Source organism: Cellvibrio japonicus Ueda107, from assembly GCF_000019225.1.
GTDB classification, from domain to species: Bacteria; Pseudomonadota; Gammaproteobacteria; order Pseudomonadales; family Cellvibrionaceae; genus Cellvibrio; species Cellvibrio japonicus.
Genome location: NC_010995.1, coordinates 1003307 through 1020622, shown reverse-complemented (window position 1 = coordinate 1020622; position 17316 = coordinate 1003307). Strand labels below are relative to the sequence as shown.

Here is a 17316-nt window from a genome sequence, read left to right as displayed (position 1 = left end):
AAAATTGCCGCGATTCTACTGCAATCGGCGCACTCAGGGAATGAATTCATCACCCGCGCTGGAGTAGAATCCGCCTTCTCCCCGATAGACTGGACCCGGTATGAGCGGCGACAACCGAAAGTTAGCACTTGCAAACTGGATTACCCAGGTAGAACCCGGGCATCCCCAACCGCCGCTATTGCACCCGTTGGGAAGTGATGCAGGCTTCAGGCGCTATTTCCGCTATACCGCCAAACAACCCCTGCTGGCGGTAGATGCGCCGCCCGCGACAGAAGATACCCACCAATTTGTTGCCCTGGCTGAGTATTTACGCCAGCAGGGCCTGGTAACACCGCAGATTGTTGCGGTAGATGCCAGCCAGGGATTCCTGCTGGTAGAAGACTTTGGCGATCAACTGCTCTCCAGGGCACTCACCCCCGACAATGCCGATTGGCTCTATGCCCTGGCCATGAGTAACCTGCAGCAATTGCAGGACAGTCCGGATCAGCCAGGGCTTATCCCCCGCTATGATCGCGCCCTGTTGCGGCGCGAACTGGAAATCTTTATCGATTGGTTTGCCACTGCCCTGCTTGGCTATTCCCCCGATGCCGCCGAACGCCAGTTGCTCAACCAGCTCTTTAATCGCCTGGAGGAAAATGCCCTGGAACAACCACAGGTGCTAGTACATCGCGACTACCACTCGCGCAACCTGATCCTGCGCGATAACGGCAGCCTGGGCATCATCGACTTCCAGGGGGCGCTTTGGGGTGCCTTGACCTATGACCTGGCATCCCTGTTGAAGGACTGCTACAAGCGCTGGCCACAGGAGACGGTAAAGCGCTGGGCCCTGGCCTACTACCTGGAGCTGAGCCAAGCCGACAAGCTGGTGGGGGTTGATAGCCGTCAATTCCTGCGCTGGTTTGACTGGATGGGCCTACAGCGCCATATCAAGGTGCTGGGCATTTTTGCCCGCCTGCAACTGCGCGATGGCAAACCGGGCTACCTGCAGGACTTGCCACTGGTGATTCGCTACACCCTGGAAACCGCCGGGCAATACCAGGAGCTGCATCCTTTTGCCGATTGGTTTAACACCCAGCTACTTCCCCTGGCCCGGCAGCAACCCTGGTACAGCGATTACCAAACCGCCGGGGATGATGTGCCAATGGCGAACGGGCTACCCGCATGAAGGCCATGATCCTGGCAGCGGGACTGGGGCAGCGCATGCGCCCGCTGACAAACCACCTGCCCAAACCCATGCTGCCCCTGGGCGGCAAGCCGCTACTCGACTATCACCTCGAAAAACTACCTGCCGCCGGCATCACCCAGGTCATTATCAACCTGGCGTACCTGGGCGATAAAATCCGCGCCTATGTCGGCGATGGACAGCGCTATGGACTGGAAGTGATTTACTCGGAAGAGCCCGAACCCCTGGAAACCGGCGGCGCCCTGCTCAAGGCATTACCCCTGCTGGGCGAATCGCCTTTTCTCCTGATCAACGGGGATGTCTGGTGCGACCTGGATTTGCGCCAGTTCAGCCAACACCGGCTGCGCGAAACGCAGATGGGGCATTTGCTGCTGATCCCCAATCCGGACTTTCACCCCCGGGGAGACTTTGCCCTGGGAGCACAGCAATACCTGCTGCCCGATCCGCAACAGCAGCATCCATGGCGCTACACCTTTGCAGGGATCAGTCTGCTACGTCCGGAACTCATCGCCACTTATCCACATCGGCGCCACAAATTCCCGCTGGTCGAAGTGTTGCGCCATGCGATCGATCGCGGACAACTGAGCGCTGAGGTCCACACAGGCCAATGGAGTGATATAGGCACACCGGAGCGTTTGCATGCACTGGAACAACAGCTCCAGGCAACAGCAACATCGCGATAATGTAAAAAGGCACCCGAAGGTGCCTTTTTATACCAGCGCTATGCCAGTGCCTGTTTATTGGTCGTATTGATAGTGTCCACCCCCATCAACGCATAGCGACCACCTGCATGGCACCGCGCTCATTCACATGCATCACCAGTTGGATATCGTTGCTGGCATCGCTGACGACCTTACCATCCAGCAATAACTGGGTTTTGATGGGATACACCCCCTGGGGCAAACCTTCCGGCAGGGTAAAGGAAAACTCATTCTGGTAGCGGCCACCGGTTTTGGTTTTGGCATTCACCGCTTTGGTCAGGTTGTTTAATGCCTTGGTATTGTCCTCGTTGTCATAGATGGTAATACGCTCTTCAATCAGCGTTTTTTGCTTTTTGGTACCCGGAACCACCACGATGTCCGACTGGATTACCACCGGTTTTCCAGGCTCTACCACTGGGCCAGGCAGGGTTTTGGTGGTGTATTCGGTTGCCACCGGCTCCAGGGGTAACTGGGCATTTTGTGCCTTGTATTCGGCAGCCACCTCGTCCGCGCCCGATGTGCGCTGGGAGCGATAGTCAATAACCATTTTGGTAATCAGCGCCACCGCGCCGGCAATCGCCGCAACGCGCGCTACCGCCTTGAGCCGCTCGCGGTTTTTACAGGATTGGTCACCGCTCTTGCATTTATAGGAGCGGTCGATATTACGGGCCAGATCCTTAAGGTCAAAGGCCTGCACCTGTCCCGCTGCGAATGCGAAAAGTGTAAAGACCAACAATAACTTGCGCATAAAACACCTACCCTGACGTGTGGTCCGCGTGGTCGCGGCTTATTGAATGTTAAATCCCGATTCCTTGAGCTTGCGCTGCGTCTCCTGGGCGCTTTGTTTTAGCGCCAGGGCCTGGCGATGCCCCGGTGCCAGGTCCAACGCCGACTCCGCCTTGGCAATGGCGCAAGAATAATTCTTTTTCTCCATACAGGCATTGGCATCAACCAGGAGCTTGTCAACTTTTTGCGCCAGTTCACGCGCCTGTTGCCGGGCCAAGCTGGCGGACTGCCTTAACTCAATCGCCTGGGTATTGGCAGGCTCTATGGCCAGCACTTTTTCGCTCGCCGCCAGGGTGCATAAGTAATCCTTGCGCATAAAGCATTGATTGGCCTCCCCCAAACCGCGCTGCACCTGCTGCGCGCGCGTCTCCTGTTGCGCACGCAATGCCTCCTGGCGCGCCTGGACACGCTGCGTCAACGCCAGACTGGCAGGATTTGACCCGTCTATATCCTTGGCCTTAGCGGAAAAAAGTTCGGCACATGACAGGTCGTCCTGCGCCAGGCAATTATCGGCCTGCAATACCAGCTGCTCGATGGCCTGATGCTGCAACTGCCGGGTTGCCGTATCCAATAACGTGCGTGCGGCCAGGTTGTCTTCACTCAGCGCCAGGACATCGCGCGCCTTAACCTGGACACAGGTCGCATCCCCTTCACTCAGGCAGCGGTTAGCTTCTGCCAGGAGCGAAATGACTTTTTCCTCGTCGGCGCGATACTGTTTGGCCTGCTGGGCAGCATCGAGCAATTGCGCAGCCGCGGTATTTTCCGGATCCAGGCTCACCGCCACCAGGCTCTGCTCAATCGCACAGGTAAAATCGCTACGGGCAAAGCACTGCTGCGCTGCCGTCAGCTTTTCTGCTACCAGCCGGGCATTATCAAGCTGCTCCTGGTACTGCTGGAAACCAAACCAACCTGCTCCCAGCAGCGATACAGCCGCAACGCCCAACGCAGCGCGCATCAGCATGGCGCCACGGCGCGGGAACAACTCTCGCACAAATGCCTGAATGTCAGGTGTACGCGCCGCCTTTTCCAAGGCCAGGGCATGGCTCAGGGCTTTCCACTCACGGGCAGTCAGCACCTCCGGACGCGCCGGCTTCTGTTTCTGCTGGCAGGCCTCCAGGGCCGAGCGATTATTGTAGGGATGGCGCCCCGTCAGCATTTCGTAGACCACGCAGGCCAGTGCATACACATCGTCGCTATAACTGATAGGTTCATCCTTAACCATTTCGATAGTGGCATAGGCGGGTGTCAGGGCGCCCAGTTGGCCCGCATCAAATTTGTGCTTTTGCGACTCCTTGGAAGCGGCGCGAGCGATGCCGAAATCCAGTACCTTGGCATGGCCATCACGCGTTACATAGATATTGCCGGGCTTGAAATCGGCATGGATTAATTGACGCTGGTGGGCATAAGACAAGGCCGCACACAGGTCGCGGGTGATGGTTAATACCTGCGGCTTGGGCAAGCCCTTGTTACGCCGCGCCTTGAGCAGCTTGTCGAGGGGTTCGCCCTCCAGCAGCTCCATCGTCATATATAAGGTGTCACCATCGCGGTCAAAATCATGCACGGTAACAATATTGGGGTGGGCCAGGGTCTGGGATTTTGCCGCCTCCTGCTGCAGGGTCACAAAGGCATCGGGGTGATCCTTGAAAGCCGAGTTCAGCACCTTGGTCGCAATATAGGGATTCGGGTCTTCGGCCTCGACCTTACGCAGGTCCTTGGTCTTATAGACTGTCCCCATCCCCCCCTCACCCAGAACCTCTTCCAGCAAAAAACGCTTTTTCAGCAGCATGCCGCTACTCATGGATTGGGCGACCAGTTCCCGCGCCTGGGCAAAACCGGCGGAATGGCTATGGTGGACACTGTATTGGGTTAACTGGCCGTCCCCGGCCGCACCCGGGGATTTAACCGGCGGTGTAACCGCAGGTACAGATCGGCTTGCCTCGCTGCCACCCGGCGCAATCCGGGTAGGGGCACCAAAGTCGCTATCGCCAACAGCAGGGCTTTTCTCCTGTGAGGAAGCCGGGAATGCCTTATCAACCTGCCTTTCAGCAGCTACATCCTTCAGGCGACGGTCGTTGGTTTTATCGTTGTCGTCAGACGCAGGCACTCTCTGGCTCCCCATTGGCGGATCGTATTAGAGACTCAATGTTTCAAGGGCGGAAGTTTTAAGCACGGATACTACCAGCTTGCGTCCAATTCGGCACAGATACCAAGGTTTTGCCCCACTAAAAACTGGATAAGGCCTGACCAGGTTACGGTTGACAATCGACTTTAAAGCGGCATAATGTCGCGTCCTTGATTCCAGACCCGATTTTGGCGGCAAAGCTGCCCGTGGTTTACCGTTTTATTACTTATCAGATTCAAATACAGGAGCACCAAGGTGGCTAATACACCCCAAGCTAAAAAACGCGCGCGTCAAAATGAAAAAGCTCGCAAGCACAACGCCAGCATGCGCTCTATGGGGCGTACTTACCTCAAGAAAGTGCTGAGCGCTATCCAGACTGGCGACCAGGCTGCTGCCCAAGCGGCTTATGTTTCCGCGGTTGCTGTTATCGACCGTATTGCTGACAAAGGCCTGATCCACAAGAACAAGGCTGCCCGTCACAAGAGCCGCCTGAACGCCAAGCTGAAAGCGATGGCCGCTTGATAACTGCTCTCACGTGATTCCTAAAAACCGGCAATTGCCGGTTTTTTTATGGGCGGTCGCCACCCTTCGCGCCGTTGCTGCACGACGTTGAACATGGCTCCCAGCCATTTTTAATGACCAAATTTTGACCGTCGCGTATAAAAATTCCACCAGGGATCGAGCCAGGCTATACACTGTCATGAAAACCGATTATCTTCGGCAACAATTTTGCGCTGGGGCAGCCTGAATAACAGGCCTTCAGCCCTAGAACAATAAACTCTTATATAAGGCAGTTACTGGCCAGCCACAGGATAGAGGTATTCCCCTCCCCCATGGCAGGAGCAGTATCGGTAGTGCGCATACTAATAATGGAGACTCTTTATGTTGCCACGTGAGCATTATCTGAAGCAGACGTTCCAGGACGGTGTCAACTTCCCCAATGGCTTTGAAAAGGGTGGTTTATCCGATGTACAGGCGCGCCTGATACGCAAGCACGGTGTACTGATCAATGCCCTGAGCATGGATGAAGTTTCGGATCCAACGCCGGAAGACCAGCACATCCTCAAGGTAATCGCCAGTCAAAGCGCACCGAAAAGCCCCATCGAGCAAGCCTGGGTTAAATACCTGAATATCGTTAAAGCTAACCAAGCCAATGCTCCGGCAAAAACCAGCAAGGCCAAAACCAGTAAAGCAGCCAAACCAGCCAATACCGAGGAAGACACGGCCAAAGCATCCACTGGAGCAGCCAAGGCAAAGGCCAATGCAGAGCCGAAGGTAGCGCCAGCCAAAAAAACGGCTGCTGCTAAAACCGAGGTAAAAAAAGAAGCCGCCAAGAAAGCACCGGCGAAAAAAACAGTGAAAACTGAAGCTAACTAAGCAGTATCCCGATTATTCGTTTTAATCGAAGGGGAGTAGTTCCCGCTGTGGATGTCGTCATCACGGGCTGAATAGCCCCGGCACCGCAGGCAGAGTCAACACGATTCTGTGAACGAGACCTTTGTCGCAACGACAAAGGTTCCGCATGCCCGGTCGTTGCGTATCACAAATGTTCGCAACATCCATTAACGCATGACACAGGAGATCGACACCATGTACTGTCCCAACCCAACTTGCCAGGACTCTCCCGAGCGCCCGCACCTGCTCATCAGTGAGCGATCCGGTATTGAAATCGATTATTGCCCACGCTGTCGGGGGGTGTGGCTGGATCGTGGAGAGCTCGACAAGCTGCTTGAGCGCGCCCAGGCGGAAGCTGCTCCAGCGGCATCACCACAAGCTGTACATCAACCCCAACAGGAGCAATACCGGGAGCGAGAATATCGCGAACCCCACTACAAGGAGCGCCGCCCGGATTACCATCACAAGAACCATGACTATGGCCACTATGGCAAGCCGCGCAAAAAATCGATCTTCAGTGAAATTTTCGATTTTTAAACAGATGGCATAAGCGCCATAAAAAAGGCGTGCTTAAAGCACGCCTTTTTTATATTTACCAATCAAAATCCTTAATCATCCCGCGCCAGTAATACATCCAACGAGTATTCACATCCAGCCTGAATCTGGCGCACGCAATTATCCGGCAGCAACATCCCGTCGCAATACACCTGGACAGTATCGGCTAAACCACGCGTTATATTTACCAAAAAGCGTGCGCCGCGAAATTCGCGCACCGCTTTGGCAGTATTCCATGTCGAGGGCAGTTGCGGATTAATACGCAACCCCTCATGACATCCCTGCAAACCGAAAACCCCCTCGACCAGACAGCGATAGACCCAGGACACTGTACCCGTATTAAACAACTGTGAGGACCGGCCGGCGGTACGCGGATATTGGTAATAGGCACCGCGATAATAATTGGGGATATACACCGGCAATTGTCCACGCTGCAAATAATCCGCTTCCTCCGGACCGGGAATCATTTGTCGCAACAGGCGATACGCGCGCTCCTTCTCAGCAATAGAGAACAGGCTGTAAATATAAAATACCGCCGCATGGTTATACACCGAACCATTTTCCGCCGAGCCCGGATGCTTTTGCGTTACACGTCCAACATCATCGCGCATCGCCGTATAAGCGGGTGCGAGCATGGCAACGCCATAGGGGGTTTCCAATTGCTGCTCAATAGCCGCTATCATTTTTTGCCGCTGCCCCTCGTCGGCAGCACCGCCGAGAATTGCCCAGCTTTGCGGATTCAAGAAAATCCGCCCCTCCTTGTCCTTGCTAATACCAAACACCACATCATCGTCGGTAATGCCGCGCCCAAACCAGTTGCCATCCCACAGGTATTGATTGACCGCCGCATTTATTTCCCTGGCACCGGCAAGAAATTCCTGCTGTAACTCTGTTTGTGTTGTGGTGCCACACACTTCCGCCCAGAGATTAAGTGCATAGGCTGTTGCGACTGAGAGCCAACCGGATACGCCCTTGCCTTTGTAACCGACCATATTCATGGGGTCACACCAATCCCCCTGGGCGATAAAACTCAGTCCGCGATGATCGCGCGCCTGTAACAACCAGCGCATCGCCAGCGTAATCCGCGCAAAGACACTGAGTGATTTTCCATCATGGCCGGGTACGACTTCCTGCAACAGCGCATAATCATTGGTTTCATCCAGATACGCTTTCAGGCATACGGGCAGCCAGACACAATGATCCGTATGGGGGATCTGGTTGATGTATTTCAGCTCTGCACCTTCCACCAGCAAAACACCATCGGGCATGGCCCCTGAACTTTCCTGCTGGCTGAGCGCATGAATAAAGGCTGCGCGCGTGACCGCCGGTTTAATAAAACTCATTCCCATATTGTCTTGCAGGTAATTGCGTGTCTGCGGATCGGTCGTCAGGCGATTGACATCACCGTGGTAAAACACCTGGCGCGGCAGCCAATGGTTTACAAAGTTATCCAACTCCGCATCCGGGGTTTCAATTTTCAGGCAACCACTGCCGCTGGCAATATAGGCGGCATAATCTGCGCACGCCCTGGCAAAGCCATCAGCATGCAAATAGGTTTTACGTAAGTGCCGGATTTCTGCCTCATCAAAGGCAGGGCCAAAAATAAACCGGTAATCCTGCCCTGCCTGATCGGCCAGCTCCAGCCGGTATTGCACAATAGCAGCCGGTGTTTCATAGCGGGCATCGCCATTGGCCAGCATGTCCTGTTGCAGCGCTGAGGGGTTGTGCAACCCGCCCTCCCCCTCAAAGGTTTCCTGTTTGGTTTCCCAGGCAACGGGGGGCTGTTCGTGGAGGAAGAAGGTTTTATCCTTGAAATTCTTATGTTTGAAATAGTCAGCCACTTTTTGATAAGGCGTTACACAATTCGCTATCACCCCGCCCAAGTCAGCCCGGTATTCTGCGGACTGATTCATCCAGGACATGTAGCCCACCGGAAAATAGGGATAGACACTCAAGCGACGGTCGCGGCCCGAGCGATTGGTAATGCGCACCTGCCAGAGTTCCACCACATCCGCGACAGGCAGTAACAGGGTCATTTCAATTTCTATACCCAGTGCTTGCAGACTCCAACGCAGATCGCTCTTGCCAACAGAAAACAGGAATTTTTCGTAGGGTGCGCGCACTGGCTCATAGGGTGCCGAGAAAATTTCACCGGTGTCTTCGTCTTTGATGTAAATAAAACGCCCCGGATGATGCGCATAGTAGGGCTGCTCCGGCTGCATAAAGGTTTTAGCTTCCAGGTTGGGCGCGTAAGCATATTTGGCCGGCTCCGGCTGCATAAATTGTGCAACCGCGTAGCCGCGACAGGTCGATTGGATCATCATCCGCTGGTTCCACAAAAAACCGGCAGCGCGCGGCATAGCGGTGGGACTATGCAATTCATAACGCTCACCCTGTAAAGCGGGATTCAATAACGCAGTGGCCATGGGGATTTCCTGTCAGTTCAACTCTATTGATTACACACAGCAAAAGCGCCGCAGTGCGGCGCCAACTCATCGGGATCAGGGATAAAAACTATATGGGTTTATGGATAGACACAGTGACGCCCTTGAGAACCACATGGGCGCTACGAGGAATAGCGCGTTTGTAACTCCTGTTGCAACTGTTCAAGTTTGTCGTCACTCAGGTTATAAAATATCAGCGACAATGCCGTCAGTAATGCAAATATACCGGGAACCAGGGTCTGCATATACACAATGCTATCCAGTGATGCACCCGCTTGCATTTGTCCTGCCTGGTAGCCCATCACTGCCAATACGGAGAGCATTAACGCCGAACCTCCCGCACTGCCCAGTTTTTGCGAAAAAGTCGTTGCGGCGAACGTCATCCCGGTTGCGCGACGGCCGTTCTTCCACTCGTTGTAATCTGCCACATCGGCGTACATGGCCCAGGTAATGGGCGGTTTAAATCCCAGGGCAATGCTGATCAGGATATTCAGCGCAAACATCCACAGGATTTCCTTCGGTAGTTCTGCACTGTCCGAGGTTGCACCATCTGCACGGGTGCGCACGACACTGATGACCTGGCCTTTGGCATTTTCAAGTGTTAATACCTGGCCGGTTTCCGCCAGGGGCACACGCTCCTTGATAATCCAGAAAATCTTGTCATGGCGCAGCCACTGGTAGCGATCACCTTCCGCAGGTTCACTGCCCAATAATGTTTGCGCATCCAGCTGCACTGCATCATTGTGGATAATATCCACCACGCCGTGCCGATCCGGTTTGGGGACAAACGTAAACACAATAGATAAGACAGCGACAACACACATTAACAACATCATCAGCTTGCGCTTATCAATATATTGGGTCACGGTAGCGGCGAGCATGGCGCCCACCATCAAACCCGCCATTTGCAAACCTATGTAATTGCCCAGCAGATCGGGGCGCTCAACAAAATAGCGAAAATAATACGCCGCTGAACTGCCGCGCAGGGTCATGGTTACCATGAACACCATCGCCAGGACAAAGAGCACCAGCCAGGGACGGCAGGTAAAAAGATCTTTCAAATCCTGCAGCGGATTATTTTTTTCCTGGGTAGCTGCCGGTTGGATGCGCTCGCGCGTGGAAAAAAACGTTACCACGAATAAACAGGACGCAATAACCGCATAGACCACCATGGTCATTTGCCAACCCTTGGCACTGTAACGATCGCCGTCACCAAAATATTCCGCCAGTTCCGGGGTGGCTGCACCAACGATAATGCTGCTGAAGTACGCGAAAAAGAAACGGGTGCTGTTGAGGGTATTGCGCTCCTGGGTATTGGCAGTCAGGACGGCCGACAGCGAGTTGTAGGGCATATTGAGCAGGGTGTAACACAGCATCAGCAAACTGTAGGTCGCATAGGCCCAGATCAACTTGCCCGTCTCGTCCAGGTCGGGCGTGCTCATGGTGAGGATACCCGCACCCATCATGGGCAGGGCCCACCAAATCAGGTAGGGGCGAAACTTTCCCCAGCGGGTATTGGTGCGATCGGCAATACCGCCAATGATCGGGTCTGTAATTGCGTCAATAATTTTGGTGATAGTGACCATGGTCGCGGCAGCGGCAGCGCCTATGCCAAACACATCGGTGTAAAAGAACACCAGGTAGGAACCGATGATTGCCCAATAAAAATTAAACCCGGCATCCCCCAAACCATAGCCGATACGTTCGCGCCAACTGAGTCGGGCAAGGCGATCATCGCTGCGGGCAGGTGTTGTTGTCTGTTGCGCTGTCACGGTGTGTCCTCTGCGTATTGTTATGGTTTATCGACGCTGGCGCGTGGAATCCCGCTCTTTGATCTGGTAGCCCATATCAACCATTTTCTGTGCCGGCTTTTTGCCATGGCTGATACAGTCGAGAATCATCTCGGCCGCTTTTACGCCCATTTCATAACGTCCAACCCACACACTGGTGAGCGAGGGATTCACGTAAGTGGCCGCTTCAATATCGTTAAAGCCGCAGATGGCGAGGGAGTGCGGAACCGTAATATGCATGCGCTGAGACTCGAACAGCGCACCTAATGCCAGGTCGTCGTTCGCACAAAAAACAGCGTCCAGATGGCCGCCACTGGCACTCATCAAGCGGCGGAACAACTGGCCCCCCAAGCCGATGGAAGAGGGATCGAGACTGGTAGCAATATAGGCATCCTGATAAACACCGGCTTCTTCCAAACCCGCCCGATAACCACGCAGACGCTGCTGCACACGGGTGTCCATACGCGCGCCGATAAAGCCGGGGCGGTTATAGCCCTGGCTTAACAGGTATTTGGCAACGTCGTAGCCTGCCTGCCAATGGGAAAAGCCGATATTCATATCCAGGGGCTCTTCCAGCAGCTCCATGATCTGCACAATGGGGATATGGGCTTTTTGCAGTAGCTGCTGGCAGGCCTTGGTTTGGCCGCCGCCGGTAATAATCATCGCTTCCGGCGCCTGGCTCAGCAGGGTGCGCACCATTTTCTCTTCTTCGAGTGCGGAGTAATGGGTATCCACCATCAGCACTTTGTAACCTGTTGCGCCGAGTACGTCATAGATACCGCGCAGCACATCGGTAAACACGATGTTGGTCAGCGAGGGGATGGCAACCCCGACCACCCGCGATTTGGCCGATGCCAGGGAACTGGCGAACTGGTTAGGGATATAGCCCAGGGAGTCAATCGCCTTTTGCACCTGCTGGCGCAGGATTTCAGACACCTTTTCCGGCTGGTTTATCACCCGGGATACGGTAATAGCGCTAACCCCTGCGATGGCGGCGACATCGACCAGGGTGACTTTCTTATCGACACCTTTTTTTGCCATTTTCATCGTTATGTCACTGTTGTTATTGGTTTTTGTTTGCTGTTTCGCTCCTGGAAAACCCGGTGGTCGCGGGCCTTGTTCCATCCTGGAGGCCATAAAAGCCTGTTTTCTTACCATAACACAGGCAAAATGATTGCGCTATCATTGATCAATCGTTATGCTATTAGCCTGCTTTTATAGCCAAAACACGGCATTGCCAAGAATCTATCGATGTACACTCAAGCCACGTCCCCTGCGTCTCATGCCTCCAACCCGGATGCCGATACCCATCTGCTCATCGTGATGGGCGTTTCCGGCAGTGGTAAAACTACCCTTGCCCAACGCCTTGCCGCCCATTTTGGCTATCGCTGCCTGGATGGTGATGATTTCCACAGCGAAGATGCCAAGGCGCGTATGGCCAGGGGCGAACCGCTAACGGATGAGATGCGTTTACCCTGGGTTTCCAATATTTGCCACCACCTGCAACAGGCACTCAGTGCTGGCGAACACTCGGTATTGGCGTTTTCGGGATTGCGCCGGGCCCATCGCCAGGCACTGCGCGATGTGGGTTTGAAAACCCTGGTGGTTTTTCTCGACGGGGATGAGGCAACGATCCAGGATAGGGTCAACAATCGCACCGGCCACTTTGCCAACCCACGGCTGGTGCGCAGCCAGTTTGAATCCCTTGAGTGCCCCCTCAATGAAAAAGATGTCTACCGGATTGATGTGCGCCAATCGCCGGAAGCCATCCTGACGCAAGCGATTGACTGGATCATCACCCAACTATATCCGCACGAAGAATTAAAGCCCTGTTCAGCCTGACGGCGCTATTGTCCCGCGTCAGGGCATCTGCCAAACTCGCCGCATTATTTATCAGGATTCATTTACCAGGATTGCTACGGAGGCTGTTATGAACCGCAATACTATTATTCGTCTGGGATTGATCACTGCCCTTGCCGCCGGCATGGCCGGTTGCGCCGGCAAAACCCAATTCCGTGAAGCCTGCGCCCAGGAAGTAGACGCCGCCTGGAGCGAATTATCCATTGCCGAGGCAGAAGGTTTTAGCGGCACCGTCAGCTATACCAAAGCACTTAGCCTGATTACCGGCGCGCGCACCATGCAGACAGTAGAAAATTTTGATAATTGTTTTAACCAGGCCAAGCAGGCGCGCTTTTACATTCGCGAATCGCGCAAGGGTCAATAATCCATTCCACCTCGCCGCCGGCCGTCAATGACGGCCGGCGGTTTTTGCTTATGAACCAATAACACCGCCATCGCGCTTGGTCACAACGACGGTGGTTGAACGCGGGCGGGTTTTACCATCGCTGGCGGGATAACTTAGCCCCGGATGCTGGATATTCAACCACAGGGTTTTGCCATCCGGCGTAGCGGTTAATCCGGTAATTTCACATCCCCTCGGCCCCACCAGAAAACGCTTTACCTCACGCGTATCGGTATTGGCACACAGCAACTGATTGGTGCCCATGCGGGTGTAAGGTTCCTCGCCATCGTCAAAATCCGTTTCAATCCACAGTCGCCCATCGGCATCAAACCACAGCCCATCCGGACTGGAAAATACATCGCCAATAATAGTGCCACGCTCATTGTGCGGCACCTCGGGACTATCGGTTTTTCCGGCCAGTAAAAAAATCTCCCAGGTAAATTGGATAGCGGTGGGATTATCGCCCTGTTCACGCCAGCGCAGGATTTGCCCATGGTGGTTTTCGCAGCGTGGATTTGCCGCATTAAGCGGTTGATCTGTTTTGATGCCGCGCTCGATATTGTTAGTCAGGGTGACATAGACTTCGCGCGAATGGGGATCCACCGCAACCCACTCGGGGCGATCCATAGGTGTAGCCCCCAGGATATCGGCGGCGGCGCGGGTGTTGACCAGCACATCGGCCTGGGTAAAAAAGCCATTGCGCACAGTTAATCCGCCCTGCCCTTGTACCAGTGGCAACCAATCGCCACTGCCATCCTCGTTAAAGCGCGCGACATAGAGCGTACCATTATCCAGCAGCTGGCGATTCGTTAGTGGCTGTGCCGGTTGATATGCGGCTTCGGTGACAAATTTATAAATATACTCACCGCGCGTATCGTCGCCCGAGTAGATGGCGACACGCCCATCTTGCGCCAGCGACAGGGTCGCGCACTCACGCGCATAGCGCCCCAGTGCAGTACGTTTTTGCGGAATGGCGAGTGGATCGAAAGGGTCAAACTCTACCACCCAGCCAAAGCGGTGCGGCTCGTTCACATAACCCTGGTGTGGCTCATCGGGGTGGGGGGTTGCATCAAAGCGCGGATCAACGGATTCCCAACAATATTTACTGGAGTGGGCACCTGTCGCTATGCCATGGCGCCGGTGGCTTGTGCGTGCCTGCCAATCCTGCGTGTTGCGATTCACAAAATAGTTATGCCAGTTTTCCTCGCACACCAGATAAGTCCCCCAGGGGGTTTTGCCCATGGAGCAATTGTTCAGGGTACCTAATACCTGCAATCCCGTTGGATCATCGCGCGTCTTGACCCATTCCGTACCCGCTACCGGCCCGGTCAGTTGCATGGGGGTATGCATGGTCAGGCGACGGTTATAGCGCGATGGAAAAATGCGCTGCCATTCGCCGCGGGCATCGCGGCGGATTTCAATCACACTGACACCATGGGCCATTTGCTCCTTGCGCACTTCATCAGCCGGACGCAGCAAGCGGCCATCGGCTGAGCGAGTCAGGGTTGGCCCCTGTGGATGAAGGGTATCGTTGGTGTATTCGTGGTTAATCACCAATAAGCCGTGATCATTGGGTGCATCAGCAAAGGGGAAAAACGCCATACCGTCATGGTTTTGCCCGGCTTGCAATTGCTGCTCCTGCCAGGTGTTCTGTCCATCCGCCCGCCAGGCCACCGCACCGTCAACCACCGGGTCGCCCCAGGAAAAAAACGGTTTTGCCTCATAGCCTTCCGCCACTACCACGCGATCAAAATCCTCCGCCAGTTGTAATGGCACCGATTGAAAACCAATGACCGGTGATGCCCGCCTGCCAGGGTTTGATGGTAATCCTCCACCGCTGCATCCCCCCAGGGAACTGCCTAAAAAACTGCCCAGCGCCAGTCCAAGGCTGCCCTTTAACAATTGGCGACGATTGGCCGCAACCCGATCCAGCCAGGGCTGTGTAGAGGGATTGACCGGAATATCATCAGGATCGGGCGTCAATGCAGGCGTTGGTGAATGGAACATGGATTACCTCTCGTCCGGGGATCAATAAAAAATACGCGAGCCCAATCCGGAGACAGGCTCGCGTCAAACTTACTGCCTTGCGTGCATCAATGTTTTTAACGGCTATCCAAGCCACTGCATCATGGCAACATCAATTGCGCACGAATTTTTTCCCAACTGACATATTTAAAGTTTTGGGGTGATTCGGGCATCACATTATGGCCGTCCTGTACCACCAAAATTCCCTGTTCGAAGGGCTTGCCAACATTAACCGACAAGACCTCAAGCCCATCGGTTTCCGATACACCATCAATGCCTTTATCGATATCCATAGCGATACGGAAAATACCGCGCAAGGTATAGGGAGCCACGGCATCCAGCACCAGATAGCTGTTATTGCCCTGGCTGGATACCACCAGGTAGGGATGGGTTGCATGCTGGTAAATGGCCAAGCCTTCCACATCGGCTACCAACTGTTCGCCCACCGCCATTACCCGGGTCAATTCTCCCGAAGCAGAGGGCTCGGCAGCCAGGGTCCAGATGCCGACATCCTCCTCACCGATAAATAAACGCTGGCGCTGGTCATCCGCCACACAACCTTCCGGCTGGGTTTTTACGAAGAACCGGCGAACCAATTCCCCCTGCCATTGATACTGGCGCGCCGCATCCGCCCGGGCGCTGATACGGATTTGCTGGAACTCACCGCTCTTGTCATTCGGGATAGCATAAAGCGCACCTGTGACAGGCGAGTGATACAGGCAAAACCCATAGATCTCCTTGAGGCTGGTTGGAATGCTGGCCGCAAAGTGCAACTTGCCTGAGCGCGGATCGATTTCATACAGGCTGAGGCTGTTGTCATCGCGGTTGGTTGCTATGGCGATATCCACCGGTTTGTTGCCTTTGCGCAGGCCCTGGCGAACATCCACATTGTTCAAACGTCCGGTATCAAAGCGCTGCAGTTCCCGCCCCTGCAGGTCATACACCAGTAAGCCCTGCTGCTTGTTGGTTCCCAGTACACGACTGTGGTGAGGCTTGCGTTGATTAATCCAAATCGCAGGATCATCCGCTGCATCGCCAAAGCGTGCTACCGACTGGGTCTGCACCTCCGGCATCACGCTGACAATCGTTGGGCCATGGGCAGCAGCCGCTGTTTTTTCCACCCTGGACCAGGGCAAATTTAACGGGTATTGTTGCGCTGTTTTTTTATCGCCCACCACAATCTGTAATTGTTGTGTCGCCGGTTCCCAACTAGCACTCAACAATTCCGCTTCACGCAAACCGCTCACGGGAATTACTTGTTGCAGTACCCAGTGTTTTTCCTGTTGACGATAGACCAGGAGTTGCAAGGTTTCTGCATCCAGTGCCAGCAAACCACCGGGAATAGCAACCAGTGCATCGACAATACCCTGCAATTCACCAAACGGTTTATTCAAGCTAACCGGCACGCGGCCAGGCGCCGCTTCTGCCGATGCGGAATAGCGCCAGATGCCCACCGCTTCTTCAGCGACAAATAATTGCTCGGTCGTATCTTCAACACTGCAGGCTTTGCTGTTGGGCGGAATCGGTAAGGTGCGAATCAAGGCGGGTTTGGTGCGCCCTGCCCCATCGGCCACCAACCAATGCTCTGCCATACCGCGCTCGTCCAGCAAATACATCGACAAGGCCCGGTTTGCATCCTGGCTCAAACACAGGTTTTCCGGTTTAAATGATGGCAGGGGTAAACGTACCTGCTCGCGCAGTTCACGCGTAACACGATCGAGCACATAAAGGGCCGGTTGCTGCTCGGGCAAGGCCATAGCCGCAATCCACAGCTCGCTACCGCGCTGGCGCACATCGAGCAACTCCGTGGCCTGGTTGAGTCGCGCCAGGATTTGGCCCTGTGCATCGCGCCATACCAGTGCATCACCGGTTTCCAGGCGTGTTTTCCCCCACCCGTCCTGCGCGGGAATGATATAGGCCTGGCGGGCACTGAACGGCTGCCCCAGGCGCGTTTCAGCCAGACCCGGGTTGCTGCCTAACAACACCGGGAGTAACGCTATCCAGGCAAGGTAATGCCACCTGGCCCATAAAACAGATTTCAACATAGGTTCACCATTGCTCCACAATACGGGT

The 17316-nt window shown here is 54.7% G+C and carries 13 protein-coding genes and 1 pseudogene; 7 read left to right on the top strand and 7 right to left on the bottom strand.

What is annotated here, in order from left to right:
- The first annotated feature begins 100 nt into the window (after positions 1 to 100).
- On the top strand, positions 101 to 1165 hold the full coding sequence (locus CJA_RS04230; RefSeq protein WP_012486518.1) for an aminoglycoside phosphotransferase family protein: 1065 nt from the start codon (positions 101 to 103) through the stop codon (positions 1163 to 1165).
- A complete protein-coding gene (murU, locus tag CJA_RS04225; protein WP_012486517.1) occupies positions 1162 to 1866 on the top strand; it encodes an N-acetylmuramate alpha-1-phosphate uridylyltransferase MurU in 705 nt (234 codons plus the stop codon). The genes CJA_RS04230 and murU overlap by 4 nt, the downstream gene beginning before the upstream one ends.
- A gap of 85 nt (positions 1867 to 1951) precedes the next feature.
- Here the strand turns inward: murU and CJA_RS04220 are convergent, their stop codons facing one another.
- Both CJA_RS04220 and CJA_RS18550 read right to left on the bottom strand, forming a co-directional pair.
- Positions 1952 to 2632: a hypothetical protein gene (locus CJA_RS04220; RefSeq protein ID WP_012486516.1), complete on the bottom strand. Its 681-nt coding sequence runs from the start codon at positions 2630 to 2632 to the stop codon at positions 1952 to 1954.
- A 39-nt stretch (positions 2633 to 2671) separates the two neighbouring features.
- Positions 2672 to 4774 (bottom strand): serine/threonine-protein kinase, encoded by a 2103-nt coding sequence (locus tag CJA_RS18550; RefSeq protein ID WP_012486515.1) that lies wholly within the window; start codon positions 4772 to 4774, stop codon positions 2672 to 2674.
- A 273-nt stretch (positions 4775 to 5047) separates the two neighbouring features.
- Between CJA_RS18550 and rpsT the strand changes: the two genes are divergently transcribed.
- The 3 genes and pseudogenes from rpsT (at position 5048) to CJA_RS04200 (ending at position 6724) form a co-directional block, all read left to right on the top strand.
- On the top strand, positions 5048 to 5314 hold the full coding sequence (rpsT, locus tag CJA_RS04210; RefSeq protein ID WP_012486513.1) for a 30S ribosomal protein S20: 267 nt from the start codon (positions 5048 to 5050) through the stop codon (positions 5312 to 5314).
- A 360-nt stretch (positions 5315 to 5674) separates the two neighbouring features.
- Positions 5675 to 5929 (top strand): annotated as a pseudogene (maoP, locus tag CJA_RS19965) (DUF413 domain-containing protein); the annotation flags it as partial.
- A gap of 453 nt (positions 5930 to 6382) precedes the next feature.
- The gene (locus CJA_RS04200) at positions 6383 to 6724 is read left to right on the top strand and encodes a TFIIB-type zinc ribbon-containing protein (protein ID WP_012486511.1); all 342 of its coding nucleotides are present in this window, start codon (positions 6383 to 6385) and stop codon (positions 6722 to 6724) included.
- A 71-nt stretch (positions 6725 to 6795) separates the two neighbouring features.
- On the opposite strand, the gene CJA_RS04195 is transcribed toward CJA_RS04200, so the two are convergent.
- The 3 genes from CJA_RS04195 to CJA_RS04185 form a co-directional block, all read right to left on the bottom strand.
- Complete coding sequence (locus tag CJA_RS04195; protein ID WP_012486510.1) at positions 6796 to 9168, bottom strand: GH36-type glycosyl hydrolase domain-containing protein; 2373 nt, start codon at positions 9166 to 9168, stop codon at positions 6796 to 6798.
- A 140-nt stretch (positions 9169 to 9308) separates the two neighbouring features.
- Entirely contained in the window at positions 9309 to 10958 is a 1650-nt protein-coding gene (locus CJA_RS04190) for an MFS transporter (protein WP_012486509.1), read from the bottom strand.
- 27 nt (positions 10959 to 10985) lie between these two features.
- The gene (locus tag CJA_RS04185; RefSeq protein ID WP_012486508.1) at positions 10986 to 12023 is read right to left on the bottom strand and encodes a LacI family DNA-binding transcriptional regulator; all 1038 of its coding nucleotides are present in this window, start codon (positions 12021 to 12023) and stop codon (positions 10986 to 10988) included.
- A 204-nt stretch (positions 12024 to 12227) separates the two neighbouring features.
- Between CJA_RS04185 and CJA_RS04180 the strand changes: the two genes are divergently transcribed.
- Positions 12228 to 12818, top strand: a complete 591-nt coding sequence (locus CJA_RS04180; RefSeq protein WP_012486507.1) for a gluconokinase — start codon at positions 12228 to 12230, stop codon at positions 12816 to 12818.
- An 88-nt stretch (positions 12819 to 12906) separates the two neighbouring features.
- Entirely contained in the window at positions 12907 to 13200 is a 294-nt protein-coding gene (locus CJA_RS04175) for a hypothetical protein (RefSeq protein ID WP_012486506.1), read from the top strand.
- A 48-nt stretch (positions 13201 to 13248) separates the two neighbouring features.
- Here CJA_RS04175 and CJA_RS04170 read toward each other — a convergent pair whose 3' ends face one another.
- Positions 13249 to 15225, bottom strand: a complete 1977-nt coding sequence (locus CJA_RS04170; protein ID WP_012486505.1) for a PhoX family protein — start codon at positions 15223 to 15225, stop codon at positions 13249 to 13251.
- A 119-nt stretch (positions 15226 to 15344) separates the two neighbouring features.
- Positions 15345 to 17288 (bottom strand): phytase, encoded by a 1944-nt coding sequence (locus CJA_RS04165; RefSeq protein WP_158304049.1) that lies wholly within the window; start codon positions 17286 to 17288, stop codon positions 15345 to 15347.
- Between the last annotated feature and the right edge of the window lie 28 nt (positions 17289 to 17316).